Raw genomic sequence first — 18,657 nt, 5'->3', positions numbered from 1 at the left:
CTCCGTTCTAGGTGCCGTTGCGCACCAGCTGATCGGGGCAGTACACCTGGGCGGCGATCCCCACGAACTGGGTGCCGTGTTCGGTCGTCAGGCCCGGGTTTCGGGCCTTGAGGCCCTCGAGCACCTGCGGGCTGGGCTGGCCCTCGGCGATGAACCCGCACACCATTTTCGCGGTGATGATGGCCTGGTCAGCGTTGTTGTAGGTGATGCCGGCCGCCCGCAAGGACACCAGGAAATTGGTGTCGGTTTCGGAGGGCTCGGCCAGAGCCGGCGCCGCGAAGCAGACACAGCCGAGCGCGCCTAGCAGCGCCGCGCGGATTCTCACCAGCCCCTCCGTTGCGGTCGTGAACCCATCGGCTGATTCCTCCTAGCGACGTCGCGGCTGCGGTAGACGATGTACGGCCGAAACAGATACCCGATCGGCGCGCTGAATGCGTGCACCAGACGAGTGAACGGCCACAGCGCGAACAAAGTCAACGCAATCATGACGTGAACTTGGAAATACAGCGGCGCCTGCAGCATCAAATCGCCCCGTGGATCGAGCGTAAAGATCGACCGGAACCAGACCGAGACCGTCTGCCGGTAGTCATGTTCCTCGCCGTAGGTCGTGGTGCCCATCAGGGTGCAGCTCATCCCGACCACCAGCGCGCACACCAGCACCGCATACATCAGCTTGTCGCTGACGCTGGTGGCGTTGAACACCGAGCGCTCGGTGCGACGCCGGTAGATCAGCAGCCCGACCCCGATCAGGGTGGCGATACCGGCGGGCAGTCCCAGGATCAGTGCCTGTAGGTGATAGAGCCGGTCGCTCATGCCCAGCGCTTCGGTCCACGACTCCGGGACGAAGAGCCCCATGATGTGTCCTGCGATCACCACGAAGCTGCCGAAGTGGAACATCGGGCTGCCGATCCGCAGCAGCTTGGATTCGTACAGCTGCGACGAGCGGGTGGTCCACCCGAACTTGTCGTACTTGTATCGCCACCAGGTGGCGACGCCCGCGATGGCCAGCACGAAGTACGGCACGATGTCCCACCACAGCTCCGCGGGGCTGGTGAGGGTGACGTCGGTCATCGGGTCGGCACCGTCGGCATCCCGAGCGAAACGGCTGCCGTGAAGGGTTGAAGCCCAACAGCTTCCGCGGGCGGCCCGGACGCCATCAGCTGACTCACGTTCTGCACCTCCTGATCGGTTGCCGCCGGGAGCGTCTCGCAGACTGCCCCTACGGCGAAGGCATACGGTGACCCCGCTTCGCTCAACGCACGGTGCAGGACATCGATCGGCGTGCGGTGCGCCAGCAGCAGCCGACGGCCGGCCTGCGGATCCACCGTCGCGGCGAACTCCAGCACCACCGGCAGGTGATCAGGCGCCTCCCCCACGGGCGGCTCAGCGCCGGCCTCGCGGTAGGCGGTGGCGAAGGCCAGCATCTGCATCCCGCGGTTGCGGGTGTCACCACCGGTCCAGTAGGTCAGAAACATCGTCGAGCGCCGCCGCATGTCGAAGGTTTCGACGTACTCGACGGCAGCAGCCATCGGGTCGGCGGAACGCAGCGCGGCAACTGTGCGCCGCAACAGATTCGCCGCCGCCGCGTCGGCGTGGGCGATCAGTGCTTCGACGGTGTCGAGCCGCCGGGACAGGTGCTCGTCGGGGTAGGCCAGCAGCAGCGACGCCGCCTGCCACACCGCCCGGTCGGCGGGGCCACCGGCCGGGCGTCGCAGGGAGTGAATGAATCGCCTCACTGATGCTCCGGGAACATCTCCGGCACGGCCCGGTCCCCGCCACCCCAGTTGAGCAGGTTGGTCCGGCCCCTCGGCCGCTGCGCGTGCCCGTTCTCGACCAGATGGAACGACGTCTTCGCGACGTCATCGGCGCCGACGAAAGGATCCTCTTCATGGGCCTCGGGCCCACCGGTGATCGAGCAGCCCAGGTGTTCGAGGTCGTGCGCCTGCTGACTGTAGGCGGTGGGAATCACGTAGCGCTCTTCGTATTTCGCGATCGCGAGCAGGCGGTACATGTTGTACATCTCTTCCTCGGTCATACCGACCGAGGCGGGTATGTGCGGCTGGGTCTCGCGGCCCAGGCTGATGTCGCGCATGTAGGAGCGCATCGCCGCCAGCCGGCGCAGCACACCCTCGATCACGCCGGTGTCGCCGGCGGTGAACAGCTCGGCGAGATAGGCCATCGGGATACGCAACGCGGACAGTGCCCCGAACAGGTTGCCCAGGTCCTCGCCGTCGTGGCCGTCGCGGCTGACGGCGTCGACCACCGGCGACAGTGGCGGGATGTACCAGACCATCGGCATGGTCCGGTACTCCGGGTGCAGCGGCAACGCCACCTGAAAGGTGTTGATCAACGCGTAGATCGGCGACCGCTGCGCGGCCTCGATCCAGGCATCCGAGATCCCCTCGGCACGTGCGCCCGCGATCACTTGCGGATCGGTCGGGTCCAGGAACACGCCGCGCTGCGCCTCATACAGGTGGGTGTCGTCGTCGACCGAAGCGGCCTCGAGCACCTTGTCGGCGTCGTAGAGCACCAGGCCGATGTAGCGCAGCCGGCCCACGCAGGTCTCCGAGCACACCGTCGGCAAGCCGACTTCGATACGCGGGTAACAGAAATGGCACTTCTCGGCCTTGCCGGTCTTGTGGTTGAAGTACACCTTCTTGTACGGGCATCCCGACACGCACAACCGCCAACCACGACAGCGGTCCTGGTCGACCAGCACGATGCCGTCTTCTTCACGCTTGTAGATGGCCCCGGTCGGGCACGACGCCACGCACGACGGATTCAGGCAGTGCTCACAGATCCGCGGCAGGTAAAACATGAAGGTCTCTTCGAACTCGCTTTTGACCTGGTCGCTGACCTTGGCCAGGATCGGGTCGTTGACCAGGGTCTCCGGCGCCCCAGCGAGGTTGTCGTCCCAGTTGGGTCCCCACTGGATCTTCATCGGCTCGCCGGTGATCGAGCTCTTCGGCGCCGCAACCGGAATGGTGTCTCCCAGCGGCGCCGAGGTCAGGTTCTCGTAGTCGTAGGTCCACGGCTCGTAGTAGTCCTTCAAGCCAGGCAGGTTGGGGTTGGCGAAGATGTTCAGCAGCTTGTGGAGCCGGCCGCCGGCCAGCAGGCGCAACCGGCCCTTCTTGTCCAGCGTCCAACCGCCCTTCCAGCGGCCCTGGTCTTCATAGGTCCGCGGATAGCCACCGCCGGGGCGGGTTTCGACATTGTTGAACCAGACGTACTCGGTGCCCTCGCGGTTGGTCCAGGCCTGTTTGCAGGTCACCGAACAGGTATGGCACCCAATACATTTGTCCAGGTTCATCACCATGGCCATCTGCGCCATTACTTTCATCGCGCTAATACCTCACGTCCTGGCTGCGGCGGCGCACCACCGTCACTTCGTCGCGCTGATTGCCGGTCGGTCCCAGGTAGTTGAATGCGAACGCGTGCTGGCCGTAGCCACCGGCCAAGTGACTGGGCTTGACCCGGATCCGGGTCAATGAGTTGTGCGTGCCGCCACGCTTGTTGTTGGTCTCGGCCCGCGGGGTGTCAACGGTGCGCTCCTGGACGTGGTAGACGAACACCACCCCATCGGGCATCCGCTGACTGACGATCGCGCGGCCGACGAACACGCCGTTGACGTTGACGGCTTCGATCCAATCGTTGTCCTTGACACCGATTTTCGCGGCATCGCCCGGGCTCATCCACATGGTCGGGCCGCCGCGCGACAGCGACAGCATGTACAGGTTGTCCTGGTAAGTGGAGTGGAACGACCACTTCGAGTGCGGGGTCAGATACCGCACGGTGATTCCGATGCCGTCCCCGGTCTCGCCGAGTTCGGGCGCGTCGAACAGTCTCGCCATGTCCAGCGGCGGGCGGTAGACCGGTAGATGTTCGCCGAGTTCCTCGATCCAGTCGTGCGCGGTGTAGAAGTGCATCCGGCCGGTCAGGGTGTGGAACGGCTTGAGGCATTCGATGTTGATCGTGAACGGGGCGTAGCGCCGTCCCCCGGTCTCGCCGCCGGACCACTCCGGGCTGGTGACCACCGGTACCGGCCGCGCCTGGGTGTCGGCGTAGGTGATCCGCTTCTCCTCGCTGCCCTCGGACAGGTGCGCCAGTCGCTGGCCAGTGCGTTTCTCCAGTTCCCGGAAACCCTCCGTCGCGATCCGGCCGTTGGTGGTGCCCGACAGTGCCAGCACGGTGTCGGCCATCCGGGTCGCGGTGGTGAGCGCGGGGCGCCCGGTTCCGGCGCCGGATTTCATCACTCCGAACTTGGCGGCCAATTCCTCGACCTCTTCGTGCGGAAACACGGTGTAGCCCTTGGTGGTCAGCCCCAAGGTGTCCACCAACGGGCCAAGGGACTGCCACATGTCGCCGATGGCGGTGTAATCACGCTCCACCACAGTCACTTTGGGCATGGTCTTGCCGGGAATCGGTGTCTCGCCGTTACGCAACCAGTCACGCTCGGTTCCGTCGGGGTAGGCCATCGCATCCGCGGTGTCGTGCTGCATCGCGGTCAGCACGACGTCGTTGCGCACGCCCAGGTGCTTGACCGCCAATGCGCTGAACGTCCGCGCGATCGCGCCGAACGCATCGAAGTCGCTGCGGGTCTCCCACGGCGGGTCGATCGCCGCGCTGAACGAGTGCACGTAGGGGTGCATGTCGGTCGACGACAGGTCGGCCTTCTCGTACCAGGTGGCCGCCGGCAGCACGACGTCGGACATCAGAGTGGTGGAGGTCATCCGGAAGTCGATCGACATGAGCAGATCGAGCTTGCCCTCGGGGATGTCGCCGTCCCAGCGCACATCGGCCGGCTTCACCCCGCCGGCGGGCGGCTCGCCGATCACGCTGGCGTCGGTGCCCAGCAGGTGCTTGAGGAAGTACTCTCCGCCCTTGCCGGACGCGCCGATGAGGTTGGCCCGCCACACCGTGAGCACGCGCGGCCAGTTCACCGGGTTGTCCGGATCGGTGATCGACAGCTTCAAGTCACCGGCGGCGAGTTGCTCGGCGACGTACTCCCCCGCGTCGCGGCCGGCGGTGTCGGCCTCGTCGGCCACATCCAGGCTGGACCGGTCGAACTGCGGATAGAACGGGCTCCAGCCCATCGCGGTGGCCGACGCCAGGATGTCCATGGTGTGTCGGCCGTCGAATCGGCCGCGTCCGAGCGGGGTGGTCAGCTTCTCCGCCCCGTAGGCGTCGTAGCGCCATTGATCGGTGTGGGCGTACCAGTAGGAGGTACCCGGCACCTGGCGCGGCGGACGCGTCCAGTCGCTGCCCGCGGCCATCGTCTGCCATCCGGTCAGCGGGCGCACCTTCTCCTGGCCGACGTAGTGCGCCCAGCCGCCACCGTTGCGTCCCATCGAGCCGGTGAGCATCAGCAGCGCGAGCACCGCCCGGTAGGTGGCGTCGCCGTGGAACCACTGGCAGATGCCGCTGCCCATGATGATCATCGACCGGCCGCCGGATTCTTCTGCGTTGCGGGCGAATTCGCGCGCGATCCGGATCGCCTGCGAGGCCGAGACCCCGGTGATCGACTCCTGCCATGCCGGGGTGTTGACCTGTGTGTCGTCGTCGTAGCCGGTCGGCCATTCGCCGGGCAGCCAGGGCCGGCGCACCGAGTAGTTGGCCAGCATCAGGTCGAACACCGTGCAGACCAGGTGCTCACCGACCTGTCGCACCGGCACCCCGCGCTCGACGACGGTGCCATGGCCGGTCACGGTGTCGAAGCCGGGCAGCGAAACCAGCGCGGCGGGCTGATCGCCGTTGCGGAGCTTCGGGTTCTTGACGGTCAATGCCGGCCGCAGCTCACCTAAGTCGAGGTTCCATTTGCCGATGCCGTCGTCGCCCCAGCGGAAGCCGAGCGAGCCGTGCGGCACCACAACGGTGTCGGTGGCCTCATCCAGCAGGGCCGGTTTGAACGCCGCGTTCTCGACGTTTGCCTGGTCCCCGCCCAGGTCGGCGGCGGTCAGGTTCTTTCCGGGGACCAGTCGGCCGTCGCGTTCCTCCAGCTTGATCAGGAACGGCAGGTCGGTGTAGCGGCGCACGTAGTCGGTGAAGAACGGCACTTCCTGCTTGACGTAGCACTCGGTGAGGATGACGTGGCCCATCGCCATCGCCAGCGCGCCGTCGGTGCCGGCCGCACACGGCATCCATTCGTCGGCGAACTTGGTGTTGTCGGCGTAGTCCGGGCTGACGGTGACCACCTTGGTGCCGCGGTACCGGACCTCGGCCATCCAGTGCGCGTCGGGCGTGCGGGTGATCGGGACATTGGAGCCCCACATCATCAGGTAGGCGGCGTCCCACCAGTCCCCGGATTCCGGGACGTCGGTCTGGTCGCCGAATACCTGGGGTGAGGCGACCGGCAGGTCGGCGTACCAGTCGTAGAAGGAGGTCATCACCCCGCCGAGCATCTGGATGAAGCGTGACCCGGCGGCGAACGACACCATCGACATCGCCGGAATCGGGGAGAACCCCGCCACCCGGTCCGGGCCGTAGGCCTTGATGGTGTGCACATGGGCGGCGGCGATCATCTCGGTGGCTTCGGCCCAGGTCACCCGGACCAGCCCGCCCATGCCGCGGGCCTGCTGGTAGCGCCGTCGACGCTCGGGGTCTGCCTGGATGTCCGCCCAGGCCAGCACCGGGTCGCCCAGGCGGGCCTTGGCCTCCCGGAACATCTCGACCAGCGCGCCGCGCGCGTAGGGGTAGCGCACCCGGGTCGGCGAGTAGGAGTACCACGAGAACGAGGCGCCGCGCGGGCAGCCGCGGGGCTCGTACTCGGGACGGTCCGGGCCCACCGAGGGATAGTCGGTGGCCTGGTTCTCCCAGGTGATGATGCCGTCCTTGACGAAGATCTTCCAGGAACACGACCCGGTGCAGTTGACCCCGTGAGTGGACCGGACCACCTTGTCGTGGCTCCAGCGGTCCCGGTAGAACGTGTCGGCCTCGCGTCCGCCCCGGTGGGTGACGGTGCGCAGATCCGACGAGACCTGTCCCCGGGTGAAGAACCGGCCGCTGCGTTCCAGCAGTTCCTCGAGTGGGCCACCGATTCCGGTGGTTCGGCGAGGCTCGCCGGAGTCGGCCCCCGGGCCGGCGGAGGCGAGGGGAAGCCGGGACCGCCGTAGGAACCCCGTGGCGGGCGGTCGCGCTGCGCGTGTCATCTCCGAATACTCCTTCGCGGGTCGCCGCGCTCCGACGGACTTCACCTAGGCCGGAGCCACCGCCGCGCGCCATATCAGGCCCGAAACACCAGCGTAGCGGGATATATCGCTCGACGAGCTAATCCGTCGGGAAGATTTAACAGAGCCTTTTCACCAGAGTGCCTGAGCCAGCTCCGGCAGCCAAGCGCGATCAGCAGGTACCCAGTCAACGTCGGCCAGTTGCACAGCGGTCACCCAGCGAAGGGCCTGATGGTCATGGGCCTGGGGCTCGCCGCTTGTCAGCCTGACCAGGTAGGCACGCAAGATCATGTCCGGGTCCGTACGGCGGTCCCAGCTTCCGCTCTCCTGCGTCGAGCCTCGCTGAACCGCCGGGCCCAACACCACATCAGCGCCGAGGCGCTCCCCCACCACGATGGCGCCCGCGTCCAGCCCCAGCTCTTCGCCGAGTTCGCGGGCCAACGCGGCGGATTCACTCTCACCGGGCATGACCTTCCCGCCGGGCAGTTCCCAGCGGCCGGCCAGCTCCGGCGGGCGGCGCCGCTGCGCGATCAGCACCGTGCGCCCGGCCGCCGATTCGGCGAGCACGGCCCCGGCGACGACGATCTGGGGTGACATGGCGTGTGAGGCTATACCGTCCTACCGTCGGGTATGGCTTTGTTGACTGACGATCAGGTGAATACGGCGCTGCCCGAGCTCGAAGGCTGGGAGCTCGCCGACGGAACGCTGCGGCGCTCGGTCAAGTTCGGCTCGTTTCTGGCCGGGATCGACGCGGTGCGTCGGGTCGCCGAACGTGCCGAAGCGGCCGATCATCATCCCGACATCGACATCCGCTGGCGAACTGTGACGTTCGTGCTGGTGACGCACTCCGAAGGCGGGATCACCGACAAGGATGTGGCGATGGCGGGCGAGATCAACCGGCTTCTTGCGGCGTGACCCGCGTGGTCGCCATCCAGCCCAAGGTGACCAGCGCGCCGACGATGTAGACCAGGCCAGCCCATGCCAGGTACCAGGGCCGGCCGTCCTGCCAGATCGTCGGCTGGAAGAAGCTCAGCAGCCACGGGACACCGACGAGGGTGAGCGTGAGCCAGACCCAACCCAGGATGCGGGCGCCCGGGCGATCCGAGTGGGGCCCGTAGAACAGCCAGATCATCAGCGGCAGCAGCCACACCCAGTGATGGGTCCAGGAGATCGGTGACGCCAGCAGCCCGAACAGCTCGACCACCAGCAACGAACCCAGGACATCGGGTCCGGCGGGAGTACTGTTCAGCGCCCGCCAGGCGAGCACGCCCAGCACCGCGGTGACGACGATCGCGATCAGCACCGGCAGGCTGTAACCGGCGTCGTGGCCGAGGATGCGGGATATCCCGCCCCGCCAGGACTGGTTGAACGACGTTCCGATCGGCCCTACCCGATGAGCGTCACCGAGTAACTCGGTGAAGTAGCGGCGAGCCTGATCGCCGGTGGCCCACACCGAAACTGCAATGGTGCCGGCGAAGACGACGGCCGAGAACACCGCGGCGGCCCAGCGCCGGGCCCCGGCCAGATAGACCCCGGCGATCGCCGGGGTCAGCTTCACCCCGGCGGCCAACCCGACCAGCAGCCCCGACACCCACCACCGCCGGCTGTAGACGGCACAGAGCACCGCCAGCACCAGGATCACGTTGATCTGGCCGTAGTCGAAGGTGCTGCGCAACGGTTCGGTCCAGATCCCGGCCGCCGTCCACAGCATCGCGACCCGGCGGTTCAGCGAGGCTCGACGAAGGAGAGGCGAAGCTGGGACCGCCGCATCAGCTGAGCGGTTCAGCAAGGCTCGACGAAGGAGAGGCGAAGCTGGGACCGCCGCATCAGCTGAGCGGTTCAGCGAGGCTCGACGAAGGAGAGGCGACACTGGGACCGCCGCGCCGAGGAGTCGCTGACACACGCGCACCACGCCATACAGGGCGGCCACCGTGCCGATCTGCCATAGGAGCGCGACCAGCCCGAACGGCAGGAAATGCAGCGGGTAGAACACCACCGCGGCGAACGGCGGGTAGGTGAACGGCAGCGGGAAGTCCGGGGTCTGGTCGGCGTAGACGTAGTCATACAGCGCGCCGGGCTGGGCCAGCGCGGCCGCGCCATTGATGTAGACGTGCAGGTCGACGAAGTTGGCGCCGTGCGGGGTGAGGTAGGTCCAGGCGAGTCGCGCAGCAACGCTGATCGCCAGCAGCACTGGGGCCCAGGCAGTCAGGCGAGTCGTCAGCGAACGAGCAGGCGGGGTGGCCCCGGTGTTCAAGGTGGTGTCTACCGGCACGACTCTAGCGAATGGCCACCAGATCACCGTCGCGGTTCGGGTCCGTAACGGTTCCATAAATGACACACGTGTCACTTGAGCCTCACCAGCAACAGGCTAGCTTCGGTTTTCAGCAAGCCATTGCCGACGATTGGGGAAGTCATGTCGCGCCTGAAGACGCTGTTCGCCACGACGCATTTCAAGACGCAGCGTGCCACCGCCGCCAAGGCGGTCGTCGCCGCCGGATCGTCGGCCGTGCTGGTCTTCGGCAGCCTGGGGGTGGCCAGTGTGGCCTCAGCCGACCCGGCCATGCCGGCACTGCCGCTGCCCACCGCCGGATTTCCCGGGCTGCCCGCTATCGAGCAGCTGAGCCCGGTGATCCAGCAGGCCGCTGCCGACCCCGCCGGGGCGACCTCGCTGCTGATGGCCGCGGCCGCCGCCTTCACCGGCAACTCCAACACGCCCGCCAACTCGCGGCAGGTGGCCGACTCGGTCGCGCAGTTCGTGCAGTCGCCGCCCGAGGCGCTGCCGAGCAATCACGTGCCGACGGCCGGCTCGGCACCCGGGCTGGTGGCCCACCTGCCCAGCGGCGTCGACCCGGCCAAGTCGGTGGGACCGGCGCCGCAGGCCGCCCCCAACGCGCCCGAAGCCCTGCCCGCGCCCGCCGACGCCCTCCCCGAGGCGACCCCAGCAGCTCCCGAAGCCGCATCGACCGTCGCGGCACCCGACGCGGCCACGGCTGCCACGGCGGCCACTCCCGGTTTCGGCCCCGACGCCCCGCCGACCCAGGACTTCATGTACCCCTCCATCGGCCAGAACTGCCAGGCCGACGGCGGCAACGTCATCGCCACCGCGCTGTCGGTCGCCGGCCCGGCCACGATTCCGACCCCCGGCCCCAAGCCCGGCCAGACCGCCTACGTGTTCACCGCTATGGGAACCCCCGGCCCGGCCGAAACGCAGAAGCTGCCGCTGAACGTCACGTGGGTGAACCTGACCACCGGCAAGTCCGGCAGCGCCACCCTGCAGCCGCGCACCGACATCAACCCCGAGGGGCCGACGACGTTGACGGCGATCGTCGACACCGGTTCGGGCAGCATCATGTCGACGATCTTCGGTCAGGTCAGCACCAAGGACCACCAGTGCAACTTCCTGCCGACCATCGGCTCGACGGTGGTGCCCTGACGGCCATGACCGTCCCCCGCACGTCGGCACCGTGGACGTTGTTGATCGGCTTGGCCGCGGTGTTGCTCCTGGCGATCAGCGGTTGCGCCGGCGAACGGCCGTCGCCGGAACGGTCGCCATCCGCGGACGCGGTCTCCGCGCCGGCGCCGATGAGCCCGCCTACTCAGCAGCCGCAACGGGACATCGTGACCACCGGCAGCCTCAATATCGCGGTGAGCGACGTCGCCACATCGGTGGACCGACTCATCGGCCTGGCCACCGGGCTCGGCGGCCGCGTCGATGACCGCACCGAAAGCACGGCACCGGGTCAGTCCCACACCGCCGAACTGACCCTGCGTATCCCATCCGCAAAGGTCGACGAATTCCTCGACGACGCAAAGCAACTGGGGGATGTCTCGTCGATCGCGTTGCGGCACGACGACGTCACCGGACAGCGTGTCGACCTCGATGCGCGGGTTGCCGCGTTGCAGGCATCGGTGGACCGATTGACGGCGCTGATGAAGTCCGCCTCCACCACGGCCGATCTGCTGCAGGCCGAGAAGGAGCTGACCTCACGACAGGCCGACCTCGACAGCCTGCGGGCGCAGCGCACCCAGCTCGGTGACCAGATCAGCTACGCGACGCTCACCGTTTCGCTGGCCTCCGAGTTCGAGTCGACCTCGCCCGGATTCGTCGCGTCGGTTCGCCACGGCTGGCATGCCCTGCTGTCGTTCAGCCACGGCCTGATCTCGGTCATGGGTTTTCTACTGCCCTGGCTGCCGGTGATCGTGGTGATCGCGGGCGTCATAGTGGTCCTGCGCCGCAGGACCCGACGGCGGCGTCAGTAGGCCATGAACAAGATGGCGTCCCGGTCGTACTCCATACCGGGGTGCACATCGGCGAGGTGCTTCTGCACCACCTCGACGAGGTTGTCCTCGTCCGTGCCAGTCATCGCCTCGCCGCACGGACAGTTCAGGTGAGTTTTCACGTCGTCGCCTTTCCCTTGCTTTCTTGGGCCTGTTTCGCAGCCAGTTTCTGGGCCTTCTTGGTGGACCGCACCTGCTGCAGCGACGACGCATCCACGACGTCGGCGATCGACAGATGTGTTCCGGGCTCACCGTATGCCCCGGCAGCCTCCCGCCATCCCGACGGGGTCACGCCATATTGCTTGCCGAGCAGGGCCAGAAAGATCCGGGCCTTCTGCTCGCCGTAGCCGGGCAGCGCCCTGAGGCGCTTCAACACTTCAGCGCCATCGGGCTCACCGACCGTCCACAGTGCGGTCGTGTCGCCGCCGTACTGATCGACGATCGCTTTGGCCAGGGCCTGGACCCGACCCGCCATCGAGCCCGGAAACCGATGTACCGCAGGCTTTTCGGCGAACAATGCGGCGAACTCGTCCGGGTCGCGCACGGCGATGTCGTGCGGGTCCAGCCCGCCCATCCGTTCCGCGAGCTTCTGCGGGCCGGCAAACGCGACTTCCATCGGAATCTGCTGATCGAGCAACATTCCGACCAACAGCGCGAACGGGTCCCCCGAGAGCAGTTCGTCGGCCTCGGGGTCTTGAACGAGGCAGAGTTTCGGAGTCACCAGCCACCTCTCGACAGAGTGCGGACGGTCCAACGTCCGCGTTACACCACCATAGGAGAGCTTAACTGTGCCGCCTACAGCTCAGCCGACCATGAAGGGCGGGGCTTAACCCATGGGTCACGCTTCGATAGCCGATGCCAAGTTTCCGGTCGAGAACTCCTCGGTCGTCAACAAACCTGTGTCGGACTCAATACTGTGCCGGTCAATCGTCGCGTTGACCGGCATCAGCTCAGCGCTATGGTCCTCCCCCGGCATGAACACGCTGCGGGTCATCGGCTCATCGTCTCGGTGGTAGGAGAACCACAGCCCGATCGGCAGGCCGAGGTTGCCGATCGGGTTAGCATCCTGTACCCCTACGAAAGGCTGGTGCGGTGAAGATTCTTGCAGGCTCGTTGGTGGCGGCAGGTCTGCTGCTGGGCACAACCCCTGTGGCGCACGCCGACCAGGCGTCGTACATCCAGTACATCAATGATCACAACCTGCGTATCCCGCTCTGGACTGATGGACAGTTGTATGGAATGGGAGTGAAGATCTGCATGTTCTTGCACGAGGGCATGTCTCCACAGGAGGTATCAGACGCTCAAGGTCCGACGATGTTCCTCGACAACATGGGTGTGATCCGAGCATCGCAAGAGACCATCTGCCCGGACACCCTTCGATGAGGCCTACGTTCGCCCTAGCGACGCAAGCAACGGCGATCGCGCTCACCCCGGGTTGATAGACGTGGGGACCCCCGCGGGCTGTGGCCGGCACCCCAGCCAACTAAACCGTTCCGCAGGTCTGTGTCAGTGGAGTGTGCAACCGTGTAGACACCCCCGAGCGGATGCATCTCCAGGAGAAGGACCATGAGACGTGTAGTGGCAGCGCTGTTCGCAGCAATCGCTACGGCTGTATGCCTGGCAGCCACGGCCGGTGCGATACCGGAGCAGGGCACCCCGGAGTTCGACACCTACATGCAGGGCCTGGAACGCAACGGGTTCAACCTGAACCCCGACACCGCCTGGCGCCTGGCCCACCAGGCATGCGAAGGCGGACTTCCGGGCTATATCGGGTTGGAACTCGCCGCGCAGGGGGTCGTCGGGCCCGGCGCGAACCAGCGGGTGATGGACGTGGCCCGCAAGTACGCCTGCCCGGTGCAGTAGCTAGCCGCTCTTGCGGCGGAATTCCCGACGGCTCTCCACCGGCCCGTGCGACCGCGACTGCTTGGCGCCGCCGTCCTTGTGGTCGGAGCCACCCGCCGACTTCGCCTTCTTACGCTCCAGCGCCTCCCGGAACTTGCGCTTGTTCTCGTCTGCGGCGGAATCTGATTCGGGCATACCGGGAGCCTAGCTCAGCGCACGGCGTACCGGTGGGAGATGTTCAGCGCACGCCCGGTGGCATGCCGTAGAGGTGATGGATCGGCAATGTCAGCAACACCCGACGGTCGGTCACCATGGCCTGGCGGTATTCGTCCCAGTCCGGATGCTCCCCAGCAATGTTGCGGTACAACGCAATCAGCGCCTCGACGGTGTCGTCATCGGGCGCGGCGGCCGGCGGCGTCAGCTTGGCATCCCCCTCGGCGACGGCATAGGACCAGCCGTCGTCGGAATCGACCAGCAGCGACGCCCGGGGATCCCGGCGCAGATTGCGGGTCTTGGCGCGCGGTTCGGTGACCGACACCTGCACCACCAGCGACCGCGGGTCGAAGTAGTACTGCACGTTTGACAGTTGGGGGCGCCCGTCTTTCTTGAGCGTGGCCAAGACACCGAGCGAGTTCCCGCTGATCACGGCAAGCAACTTGTCGTCGAATACCTGGCGTCCCATGATCGAAGCCTACCGACGCGTCCGGTTATTGCCATCGTTCTTGCACCGATTGGAGGTCGCCTCATGACCCAGTACGCCCTGCTGCTGCGCGGCGTGAATGTCGGCGGAGTCAACCTCAAGATGACCGAGGTCGCCGCCACGCTGACCGCTGCCGGCTTCACCGAGGTCCGCACACTGCTGGCCAGCGGCAACGTGCTGCTGGATTCGCCCGCCGCCGCCGCGAAGGTGCGTGCCACCGCCGAGGCGGCGTTGCGGGAGCGCTTCGGCTACGAGGCCTGGGTGCTGGTCTACGAGGTGGCGACGCTGCGCGACATCGTGGCGGCGTATCCCTTCGAACCCGAGGTCCCCGACGTGCACTCCTATGTCACGTTCGTCGCCGACGACGCGGCGCTGACCGACCTGTCGAAACTGGCAGCAGATGCCGACGAGAAGATCGCCGTCGGTGACGGGGTGATCTACTGGCAGATCCCCAAGGGCGACACCCTGACCAGCACCGTGGGCAAGACGATGAGCAACAAGCGGTACAAGTCGGCCACCACCACCCGCAACCTGCGCACCCTGAACAAAATGCTGCGCTAAGCCGCGCACCGGTAAGGTCGCAGACGTGAGCCAGGCACAGAAAGTCACCCTGACCGGGGTCTCCGAAACCGCGTTGCTGACCTTGAACGCGCGGGCGCGAGAAGCCCGCCGCTCGGACCGGATCATCGATGACCCGATGGCGATCAGCCTGGCCGAGTCGATCGACTTCGACTTCGCGAAATTCGGGCCGACACGTCAAGACATCGCGCTGCGCGCCTTGGCTTTCGACGATCAGACCCGGCAGTTTCTGCGCCAGCACCCGTCGGGGACCGTGGTGGCCCTGGCCGAGGGTTTGCAGACCAGCTTCTGGCGGGTGAGCTCAAGTGTTCCCGACGCCGCGTTCCGCTGGCTCACCGTCGATCTCCCACCGGTCGTCGACATCCGCACCCGGCTGCTGCCGGCGTCGCCGCAGGTTTCGGTGTGCGCCCAATCCGCCTTGGACTACAGCTGGATGGACCAGGTCGATCCGGACAAGGGCGTGTTCATCAGCGCCGAGGGCCTGCTGATGTACCTGCAGCCTGAGCAGTCGCTCGGCCTGATCGCCGAGTGTGCCCGCCGCTTCCCGGGCGGGCGGATGCTCTTCGATGTGCCGCCGCCGTTGATGGCGATGCTGATTCGCCGCGGGGTGTGGACCTCGCTGCGGTACAAGGCGCCGCCGATGCCGTTCAACCTGTCGGTGAGCGAGGCTGCAGATCTGGCGAACACCATGCCCGGCATCCGAGCCGTTCGCGATCTGCCATTGCCGGCCGGGCGCGGGTGGTTGTTCAACACCCTGCTCTCGAGCGCCTATCGGCTGCGCTTCCTGGATCCGGTCCGTCCTTCCCTGACCCTGCTCGAATTCGGTTAAGGAGCACCGCTTCCCGTGCTGTCGAACGCCGCATCGAGGTAGTGCAGCGCATCCGTCTTGCTCACACCGACCGCGCGGGCCGCGGCCGCGAAAGCGCTGGCCGCCTGGGCCATGGCCGCATCGGCCGGGTCGCTGCTTGCCACGAAGGTGCCGAATCGGCCCCGGGTCTCGACCACACCGCCGGCCTCCAGCTCGCGGTAGGCACGCGCGACGGTGTTGACCGCCAGACCCAGTTGCCTCGCCAACTCGCGTACCGTCGGCAGCCGGGTTCCCGCGGGCAAGGATCCGGCCCGGACCGCCTCGATCAGCGCAACCCTGATCTGTTCGAACAGCGGCACGTCGGCATGCACGTCGGTTACCAGCAGGTCCGCGAAGTCCATTTGGCCAGTATCCCGCTATCTTGGTGGCGTGCGGGTGGTGGTGTTCAGTGGCGCAGGAATCTCAGCCGAGAGCGGGATACCTACCTTCCGCGATGACGAGAAGGGGCTCTGGTCGCAATACGACCCCTACGAGGTCTCCAGCATCGATGGCTGGAATCGGCAGCCAGAACTGGTCTGGGGCTGGTACGTATGGCGCTGCCAGCTGGCCCGCCGCTATGAGCCGAACCTGGGCCATACCGCGATCGCGGACTGGGAGCAGCACGCCGATGTCCAGGTCATCACCCAGAACGTCGACAATCTGCACGAGCGCGGCGGCAGTTCGACGGTCCACCATCTGCACGGCCGGATGTTTACGTTCCGGTGCTCGGACTGCGAGCGACCGCACGACACGCAACTGCCCGAGCTGGCGGAGCCCGTCCTCGAGATCATGCCGCCGCAGTGCGAGTGCGGCGGCTTGATCCGCCCGGACGTCGTCTGGTTCGGCGAACTACTGCCCGACGAGCCGTGGAACGCAGCGGTCGAGGCTGTCGACGCCGCCGATGCGCTGATCGTGGTCGGCACGTCCGGGGTGGTTTATCCGGCGGCCAGCCTGCCCGAACGGGCGCTGGAGCTGGGCAAGACCGTCATCCAGGTGAACCCGGAGCCGACGCCGCTGTCGGAGCGGGCCACGGTCTTTCTGCAAACCACCGCCTCGGCAGCACTGCCGGGAATGGCACAGCGGTTGCCGTTCCTGCTGGGCTGACTTGCGATTCAGGCCGGGCGGCTGGCCGAGCCCAGCGCGAACTCCGACACCGGTACCGGCGCCCACGCCGGGAATTGATGCCCGCGCCGCGCCCTGTCGACGACGAAGCCGGCAGCGGTGATCATCTGTTCGGTCTCTCGGTGGGTGTGGCAGTTGCCGAACAGTCGGGGCCAGAAGGTGGCGTCGGCCAGCCGTTGCAGCCCGCCGCGCACCCCGGCGCTGGCGACATGCTCGAAGTAGCGCAGCTCGCCGCCGGGCTTGAGCAATGCGAACAGCTGGCGCAGCACGTCCTCGGGGCGGTCGACCGAACACAAGACCAGCGAGCACACGATCGCGTCGAACGGCTCCCCGGCGTCCAAGGCCTCCACGGTGCTCGCCACCACGGTGATCGGCACCGACGCCGCCGCAGCAGCAGCCACGGCGGCATCCCGCAGCCGTGACTCAGGTTCGGCCGCCACCACCTCAGTCACGCTGTCCGGATAGAAGCCGAAGTTGCTGCCGGTGCCTGCTCCGATCTCGAGCACGCGCCCGGACAAACTCTCAAGATTCTCTCGGCGGCGGTCCCGCAACCAGTCGGTCTCGCGGCTGGACATGAAGGTCCAGATCCGGGCGAACAGCGGGTTGTCCAGGGTGTCCGGTGCGCTCATGGCAGCCACCCTAGCGGCGATCGCAAGCGCGGCGGAGCCGGGCGCAGCGGGTCGCCGCCATCAGCACAGCGGCGATCGCAAGCGCGGCGGAGCCGGGCGCAGCGGGTCGCCGCCGTGACGCTAGCTGGGCGGAGCGGGTTGCAGGCACGTCCCCGAGCACCGGCCGGGCAAACGCTACCCGTCAGTAGTATTGCCACCATTTCCCGAAACGTGACTCAATGATTCCTTAATAGTGACCAATAGGCTCAGGGCCATGTGGATCGACGACTCAAGTGCCGACGTCATCAAGGTTGACTTCGAGGCCCTCTACCACGGCGATTTCCTCGTCGAGGGCGACACCTCGGAGCAGTTCGACGGCTTGCATTCGCTGGCCAGCTGATTGATCGGCGCCGCGGCAGCGGCGCCTTTCAATAGGTGCGGTTGCGCGCAGGTCGCCGCCTTGCGGACGACAACTCAGCTTTGACTGATCATGCGCGCCAGGGAACGCACAACGTGACGACTGGCCGAGTGCCGCAACCTCTGCATCACCGGCTGACGGATCGCAGCGGCACCGATGCCAAACCGAGGAAAAAGCGCCACAGCATTTGTCCGGTCGATCGCATCGCGACCGGCTCGATCCAGACCGGCATACGCCTCCAGACCAGCAGCGAACAATCTCCCGGCAGCGGTCGGCGCAAACGGCCAATCCGAGCCGAAGGTGACATGCCCGGGTTTCGCGAAAGCCAACAGCGTCGGCAGCGCAGCGGCGCTGGATGACAACGCAGTATCAAAGTAGAAGCTGGCGAAATCGTCGAGGCTGTCGGCGGGACTCCGGCCGGTTTCCCCCATGATCGCGACCGCCATCCGATGACTCGCATACGGAACGAAACCCCCGGCGTGGCCCAACAGGAAACGAATCTTTGGATAGCGGCGACGAATACCGTTGCGCACCAACAGGTAAGCAGCCCGCGTGGTATCCAACAGGAAATCAGTGGCGAACGGGGCGACCCCCGGCACGGCCGGACCAGGCAGATCCGCGGGGTGAATGAACACCACGGCCGCACGCTCATTCAGTGCGGTGAACAGCTCATCCTGCCCGTCTTGGCCCAGGTACACGCCGGCACTGTTGGCCAGCAGCACCACACCATCGGCGGCGAGCTTGTCCAGCGCGCGGATGGTTTCGGCCACTGACGCATCCAGATGCGGCATCGGGATGGTGGCGAAGAAGCCGAACCGGTCGGGATACGCGGCAACCAGGGCCGATGCGTAGTCGTTGAGGTCGCGCGCCCACGCCGCGGCGTCGTCCGGGCCGGACACGAAGGTGGTGCCCGGGGTCGACACCGACAGGATCGCGGTACCCACATCAAGGTCGGCCATGGCCTGTAACGACGCGTCCGCGCTCCATTCCGGGAGCGCCCGTCCACCGGCTTCGTCGATCCCGGCTTTGCGCAGCGCATTGCGGTAATCGGGTGGGATCAGGTGGTGATGGGTGTCGATTCGCAGCATCGGGGCTCCTTG

At 66.8% G+C, this 18,657-nt stretch carries 24 protein-coding genes; 9 read left to right on the top strand and 15 right to left on the bottom strand.

Features of this window, described 5'->3' with window-relative positions; genetic code table 11:
• Positions 1-7: 7 nt before the first annotated feature.
• The 6 genes from ACKY0X_RS05950 to ACKY0X_RS05925 form a co-directional block, all read right to left on the bottom strand.
• Entirely contained in the window at positions 8-325 is a 318-nt protein-coding gene (locus tag ACKY0X_RS05950; protein WP_409428696.1) for a DUF732 domain-containing protein, read from the bottom strand.
• Positions 322-1,071, bottom strand: coding sequence for a respiratory nitrate reductase subunit gamma (narI, locus tag ACKY0X_RS05945; RefSeq protein ID WP_046284209.1), 750 nt, complete (start codon positions 1,069-1,071; stop codon positions 322-324). Before narI ends, ACKY0X_RS05950 begins: the two co-directional genes overlap by 4 nt.
• Positions 1,068-1,736 (bottom strand): nitrate reductase molybdenum cofactor assembly chaperone, encoded by a 669-nt coding sequence (gene narJ / locus ACKY0X_RS05940; protein WP_409428695.1) that lies wholly within the window; start codon positions 1,734-1,736, stop codon positions 1,068-1,070. The genes narI and narJ overlap by 4 nt, the downstream gene beginning before the upstream one ends.
• On the bottom strand, positions 1,733-3,340 hold the full coding sequence (gene narH, locus ACKY0X_RS05935) for a nitrate reductase subunit beta (protein ID WP_409428694.1): 1,608 nt from the start codon (positions 3,338-3,340) through the stop codon (positions 1,733-1,735). The genes narJ and narH overlap by 4 nt, the downstream gene beginning before the upstream one ends.
• A gap of 4 nt (positions 3,341-3,344) precedes the next feature.
• Positions 3,345-7,145 carry a nitrate reductase subunit alpha gene (locus tag ACKY0X_RS05930; protein ID WP_409428693.1) on the bottom strand — a complete coding sequence of 1,267 codons (3,801 nt, stop codon included), beginning with the start codon at positions 7,143-7,145 and terminating at the stop codon, positions 3,345-3,347.
• Between the two features lie 150 nt (positions 7,146-7,295).
• Complete coding sequence (locus ACKY0X_RS05925; RefSeq protein ID WP_409428692.1) at positions 7,296-7,760, bottom strand: (deoxy)nucleoside triphosphate pyrophosphohydrolase; 465 nt, start codon at positions 7,758-7,760, stop codon at positions 7,296-7,298.
• A 33-nt stretch (positions 7,761-7,793) separates the two neighbouring features.
• Here ACKY0X_RS05925 and ACKY0X_RS05920 point away from each other — a divergent pair, with 33 nt between their 5' ends.
• Positions 7,794-8,078, top strand: coding sequence for a 4a-hydroxytetrahydrobiopterin dehydratase (locus ACKY0X_RS05920; RefSeq protein ID WP_409428691.1), 285 nt, complete (start codon positions 7,794-7,796; stop codon positions 8,076-8,078).
• Here ACKY0X_RS05920 and ACKY0X_RS05915 read toward each other — a convergent pair.
• Positions 8,056-9,492, bottom strand: coding sequence for a mannosyltransferase (locus ACKY0X_RS05915; protein WP_409428690.1), 1,437 nt, complete (start codon positions 9,490-9,492; stop codon positions 8,056-8,058). The two genes, ACKY0X_RS05920 and ACKY0X_RS05915, sit on opposite strands and share 23 nt — an antisense overlap.
• Positions 9,493-9,576: 84 nt before the next feature.
• Here ACKY0X_RS05915 and ACKY0X_RS05910 point away from each other — a divergent pair, with 84 nt between their 5' ends.
• Both ACKY0X_RS05910 and ACKY0X_RS05905 read left to right on the top strand, forming a co-directional pair.
• A complete protein-coding gene (locus ACKY0X_RS05910; RefSeq protein WP_409428689.1) occupies positions 9,577-10,596 on the top strand; it encodes a hypothetical protein in 1,020 nt (339 codons plus the stop codon).
• Positions 10,554-11,423, top strand: a complete 870-nt coding sequence (locus ACKY0X_RS05905; RefSeq protein WP_409428688.1) for a DUF4349 domain-containing protein — start codon at positions 10,554-10,556, stop codon at positions 11,421-11,423. Before ACKY0X_RS05910 ends, ACKY0X_RS05905 begins: the two co-directional genes overlap by 43 nt.
• On the opposite strand, the gene ACKY0X_RS05900 is transcribed toward ACKY0X_RS05905, so the two are convergent.
• From ACKY0X_RS05900 to ACKY0X_RS05890, 3 genes are all read right to left on the bottom strand, one after another.
• Positions 11,417-11,563: a hypothetical protein gene (locus ACKY0X_RS05900; RefSeq protein ID WP_064888412.1), complete on the bottom strand. Its 147-nt coding sequence runs from the start codon at positions 11,561-11,563 to the stop codon at positions 11,417-11,419. The genes ACKY0X_RS05905 and ACKY0X_RS05900 overlap by 7 nt on opposite strands.
• Complete coding sequence (locus ACKY0X_RS05895) at positions 11,560-12,162, bottom strand: HhH-GPD-type base excision DNA repair protein (RefSeq protein ID WP_409428687.1); 603 nt, start codon at positions 12,160-12,162, stop codon at positions 11,560-11,562. Before ACKY0X_RS05895 ends, ACKY0X_RS05900 begins: the two co-directional genes overlap by 4 nt.
• A gap of 117 nt (positions 12,163-12,279) precedes the next feature.
• Complete coding sequence (locus tag ACKY0X_RS05890) at positions 12,280-12,435, bottom strand: hypothetical protein (protein ID WP_409428686.1); 156 nt, start codon at positions 12,433-12,435, stop codon at positions 12,280-12,282.
• Positions 12,436-12,533: 98 nt separating this feature from the next.
• On the opposite strand from ACKY0X_RS05890, the gene ACKY0X_RS05885 reads away from it, so the two are divergent.
• Positions 12,534-12,824, top strand: a complete 291-nt coding sequence (locus ACKY0X_RS05885) for a DUF732 domain-containing protein (RefSeq protein WP_409428685.1) — start codon at positions 12,534-12,536, stop codon at positions 12,822-12,824.
• A gap of 183 nt (positions 12,825-13,007) precedes the next feature.
• On the top strand, positions 13,008-13,304 hold the full coding sequence (locus tag ACKY0X_RS05880; protein WP_409428684.1) for a DUF732 domain-containing protein: 297 nt from the start codon (positions 13,008-13,010) through the stop codon (positions 13,302-13,304).
• Here ACKY0X_RS05880 and ACKY0X_RS05875 read toward each other — a convergent pair whose 3' ends face one another.
• Both ACKY0X_RS05875 and ACKY0X_RS05870 read right to left on the bottom strand, forming a co-directional pair.
• Positions 13,305-13,478 (bottom strand): DUF5302 domain-containing protein, encoded by a 174-nt coding sequence (locus tag ACKY0X_RS05875; protein ID WP_105294518.1) that lies wholly within the window; start codon positions 13,476-13,478, stop codon positions 13,305-13,307. It abuts the gene before it with no gap.
• 43 nt (positions 13,479-13,521) lie between these two features.
• Positions 13,522-13,965, bottom strand: coding sequence for a PPOX class F420-dependent oxidoreductase (locus ACKY0X_RS05870; RefSeq protein ID WP_409428683.1), 444 nt, complete (start codon positions 13,963-13,965; stop codon positions 13,522-13,524).
• 63 nt (positions 13,966-14,028) lie between these two features.
• Between ACKY0X_RS05870 and ACKY0X_RS05865 the strand changes: the two genes are divergently transcribed.
• Both ACKY0X_RS05865 and ACKY0X_RS05860 read left to right on the top strand, forming a co-directional pair.
• The gene (locus tag ACKY0X_RS05865; RefSeq protein WP_409428682.1) at positions 14,029-14,544 is read left to right on the top strand and encodes a DUF1697 domain-containing protein; all 516 of its coding nucleotides are present in this window, start codon (positions 14,029-14,031) and stop codon (positions 14,542-14,544) included.
• Positions 14,545-14,569: 25 nt separating this feature from the next.
• A complete protein-coding gene (locus tag ACKY0X_RS05860; RefSeq protein ID WP_409428681.1) occupies positions 14,570-15,391 on the top strand; it encodes a class I SAM-dependent methyltransferase in 822 nt (273 codons plus the stop codon).
• Here ACKY0X_RS05860 and ACKY0X_RS05855 read toward each other — a convergent pair.
• Positions 15,388-15,771, bottom strand: a complete 384-nt coding sequence (locus ACKY0X_RS05855) for a GntR family transcriptional regulator (protein ID WP_409428680.1) — start codon at positions 15,769-15,771, stop codon at positions 15,388-15,390. The two genes, ACKY0X_RS05860 and ACKY0X_RS05855, sit on opposite strands and share 4 nt — an antisense overlap.
• Before the next feature lie 28 nt (positions 15,772-15,799).
• Here ACKY0X_RS05855 and ACKY0X_RS05850 point away from each other — a divergent pair, with 28 nt between their 5' ends.
• On the top strand, positions 15,800-16,513 hold the full coding sequence (locus ACKY0X_RS05850; RefSeq protein ID WP_409428679.1) for an SIR2 family NAD-dependent protein deacylase: 714 nt from the start codon (positions 15,800-15,802) through the stop codon (positions 16,511-16,513).
• Positions 16,514-16,521: 8 nt separating this feature from the next.
• On the opposite strand, the gene ACKY0X_RS05845 is transcribed toward ACKY0X_RS05850, so the two are convergent.
• The gene (locus ACKY0X_RS05845; RefSeq protein WP_409428678.1) at positions 16,522-17,160 is read right to left on the bottom strand and encodes a class I SAM-dependent methyltransferase; all 639 of its coding nucleotides are present in this window, start codon (positions 17,158-17,160) and stop codon (positions 16,522-16,524) included.
• 253 nt (positions 17,161-17,413) lie between these two features.
• On the opposite strand from ACKY0X_RS05845, the gene ACKY0X_RS05840 reads away from it, so the two are divergent.
• A complete protein-coding gene (locus tag ACKY0X_RS05840) occupies positions 17,414-17,539 on the top strand; it encodes a hypothetical protein (protein WP_096867583.1) in 126 nt (41 codons plus the stop codon).
• A gap of 74 nt (positions 17,540-17,613) precedes the next feature.
• Here ACKY0X_RS05840 and ACKY0X_RS05835 read toward each other — a convergent pair whose 3' ends face one another.
• Positions 17,614-18,645 (bottom strand): amidohydrolase family protein, encoded by a 1,032-nt coding sequence (locus ACKY0X_RS05835; protein ID WP_409428677.1) that lies wholly within the window; start codon positions 18,643-18,645, stop codon positions 17,614-17,616.
• Positions 18,646-18,657: the final 12 nt, after the last annotated feature.

Origin of the sequence: Mycobacterium sp. SMC-11 (genome assembly GCF_046250095.1) — a bacterium.
In the GTDB taxonomy this organism is placed as follows: domain Bacteria; phylum Actinomycetota; class Actinomycetes; order Mycobacteriales; family Mycobacteriaceae; genus Mycobacterium; species Mycobacterium heraklionense_A.
This window is presented reverse-complemented; position numbering and strand designations above follow the sequence as displayed.

What these genes read in the sequence shown, in the direction of transcription:
- narI (WP_046284209.1), bottom strand. Translation starts at nt 1,071, where the DNA reads ATGACCGACGTCACCCTCACCAGCCCCGCGGAGCTGTGGTGGGACATC.
- narH (WP_409428694.1), bottom strand. Translation starts at nt 3,340, where the DNA reads ATGAAAGTAATGGCGCAGATGGCCATGGTGATGAACCTGGACAAATGT.
- ACKY0X_RS05930 (WP_409428693.1), bottom strand. Translation starts at nt 7,145, where the DNA reads ATGACACGCGCAGCGCGACCGCCCGCCACGGGGTTCCTACGGCGGTCC.
- ACKY0X_RS05925 (WP_409428692.1), bottom strand. Translation starts at nt 7,760, where the DNA reads ATGTCACCCCAGATCGTCGTCGCCGGGGCCGTGCTCGCCGAATCGGCG.
- ACKY0X_RS05920 (WP_409428691.1), top strand. Translation starts at nt 7,794, where the DNA reads ATGGCTTTGTTGACTGACGATCAGGTGAATACGGCGCTGCCCGAGCTC.
- ACKY0X_RS05915 (WP_409428690.1), bottom strand. Translation starts at nt 9,492, where the DNA reads ATGGAACCGTTACGGACCCGAACCGCGACGGTGATCTGGTGGCCATTC.
- ACKY0X_RS05910 (WP_409428689.1), top strand. Translation starts at nt 9,577, where the DNA reads ATGTCGCGCCTGAAGACGCTGTTCGCCACGACGCATTTCAAGACGCAG.
- ACKY0X_RS05890 (WP_409428686.1), bottom strand. Translation starts at nt 12,435, where the DNA reads ATGACCCGCAGCGTGTTCATGCCGGGGGAGGACCATAGCGCTGAGCTG.
- ACKY0X_RS05880 (WP_409428684.1), top strand. Translation starts at nt 13,008, where the DNA reads ATGAGACGTGTAGTGGCAGCGCTGTTCGCAGCAATCGCTACGGCTGTA.
- ACKY0X_RS05875 (WP_105294518.1), bottom strand. Translation starts at nt 13,478, where the DNA reads ATGCCCGAATCAGATTCCGCCGCAGACGAGAACAAGCGCAAGTTCCGG.
- ACKY0X_RS05870 (WP_409428683.1), bottom strand. Translation starts at nt 13,965, where the DNA reads ATGGGACGCCAGGTATTCGACGACAAGTTGCTTGCCGTGATCAGCGGG.
- ACKY0X_RS05865 (WP_409428682.1), top strand. Translation starts at nt 14,029, where the DNA reads ATGACCCAGTACGCCCTGCTGCTGCGCGGCGTGAATGTCGGCGGAGTC.
- ACKY0X_RS05855 (WP_409428680.1), bottom strand. Translation starts at nt 15,771, where the DNA reads ATGGACTTCGCGGACCTGCTGGTAACCGACGTGCATGCCGACGTGCCG.
- ACKY0X_RS05845 (WP_409428678.1), bottom strand. Translation starts at nt 17,160, where the DNA reads ATGAGCGCACCGGACACCCTGGACAACCCGCTGTTCGCCCGGATCTGG.
- ACKY0X_RS05840 (WP_096867583.1), top strand. Translation starts at nt 17,414, where the DNA reads ATGTGGATCGACGACTCAAGTGCCGACGTCATCAAGGTTGACTTCGAG.
- ACKY0X_RS05835 (WP_409428677.1), bottom strand. Translation starts at nt 18,645, where the DNA reads ATGCTGCGAATCGACACCCATCACCACCTGATCCCACCCGATTACCGC.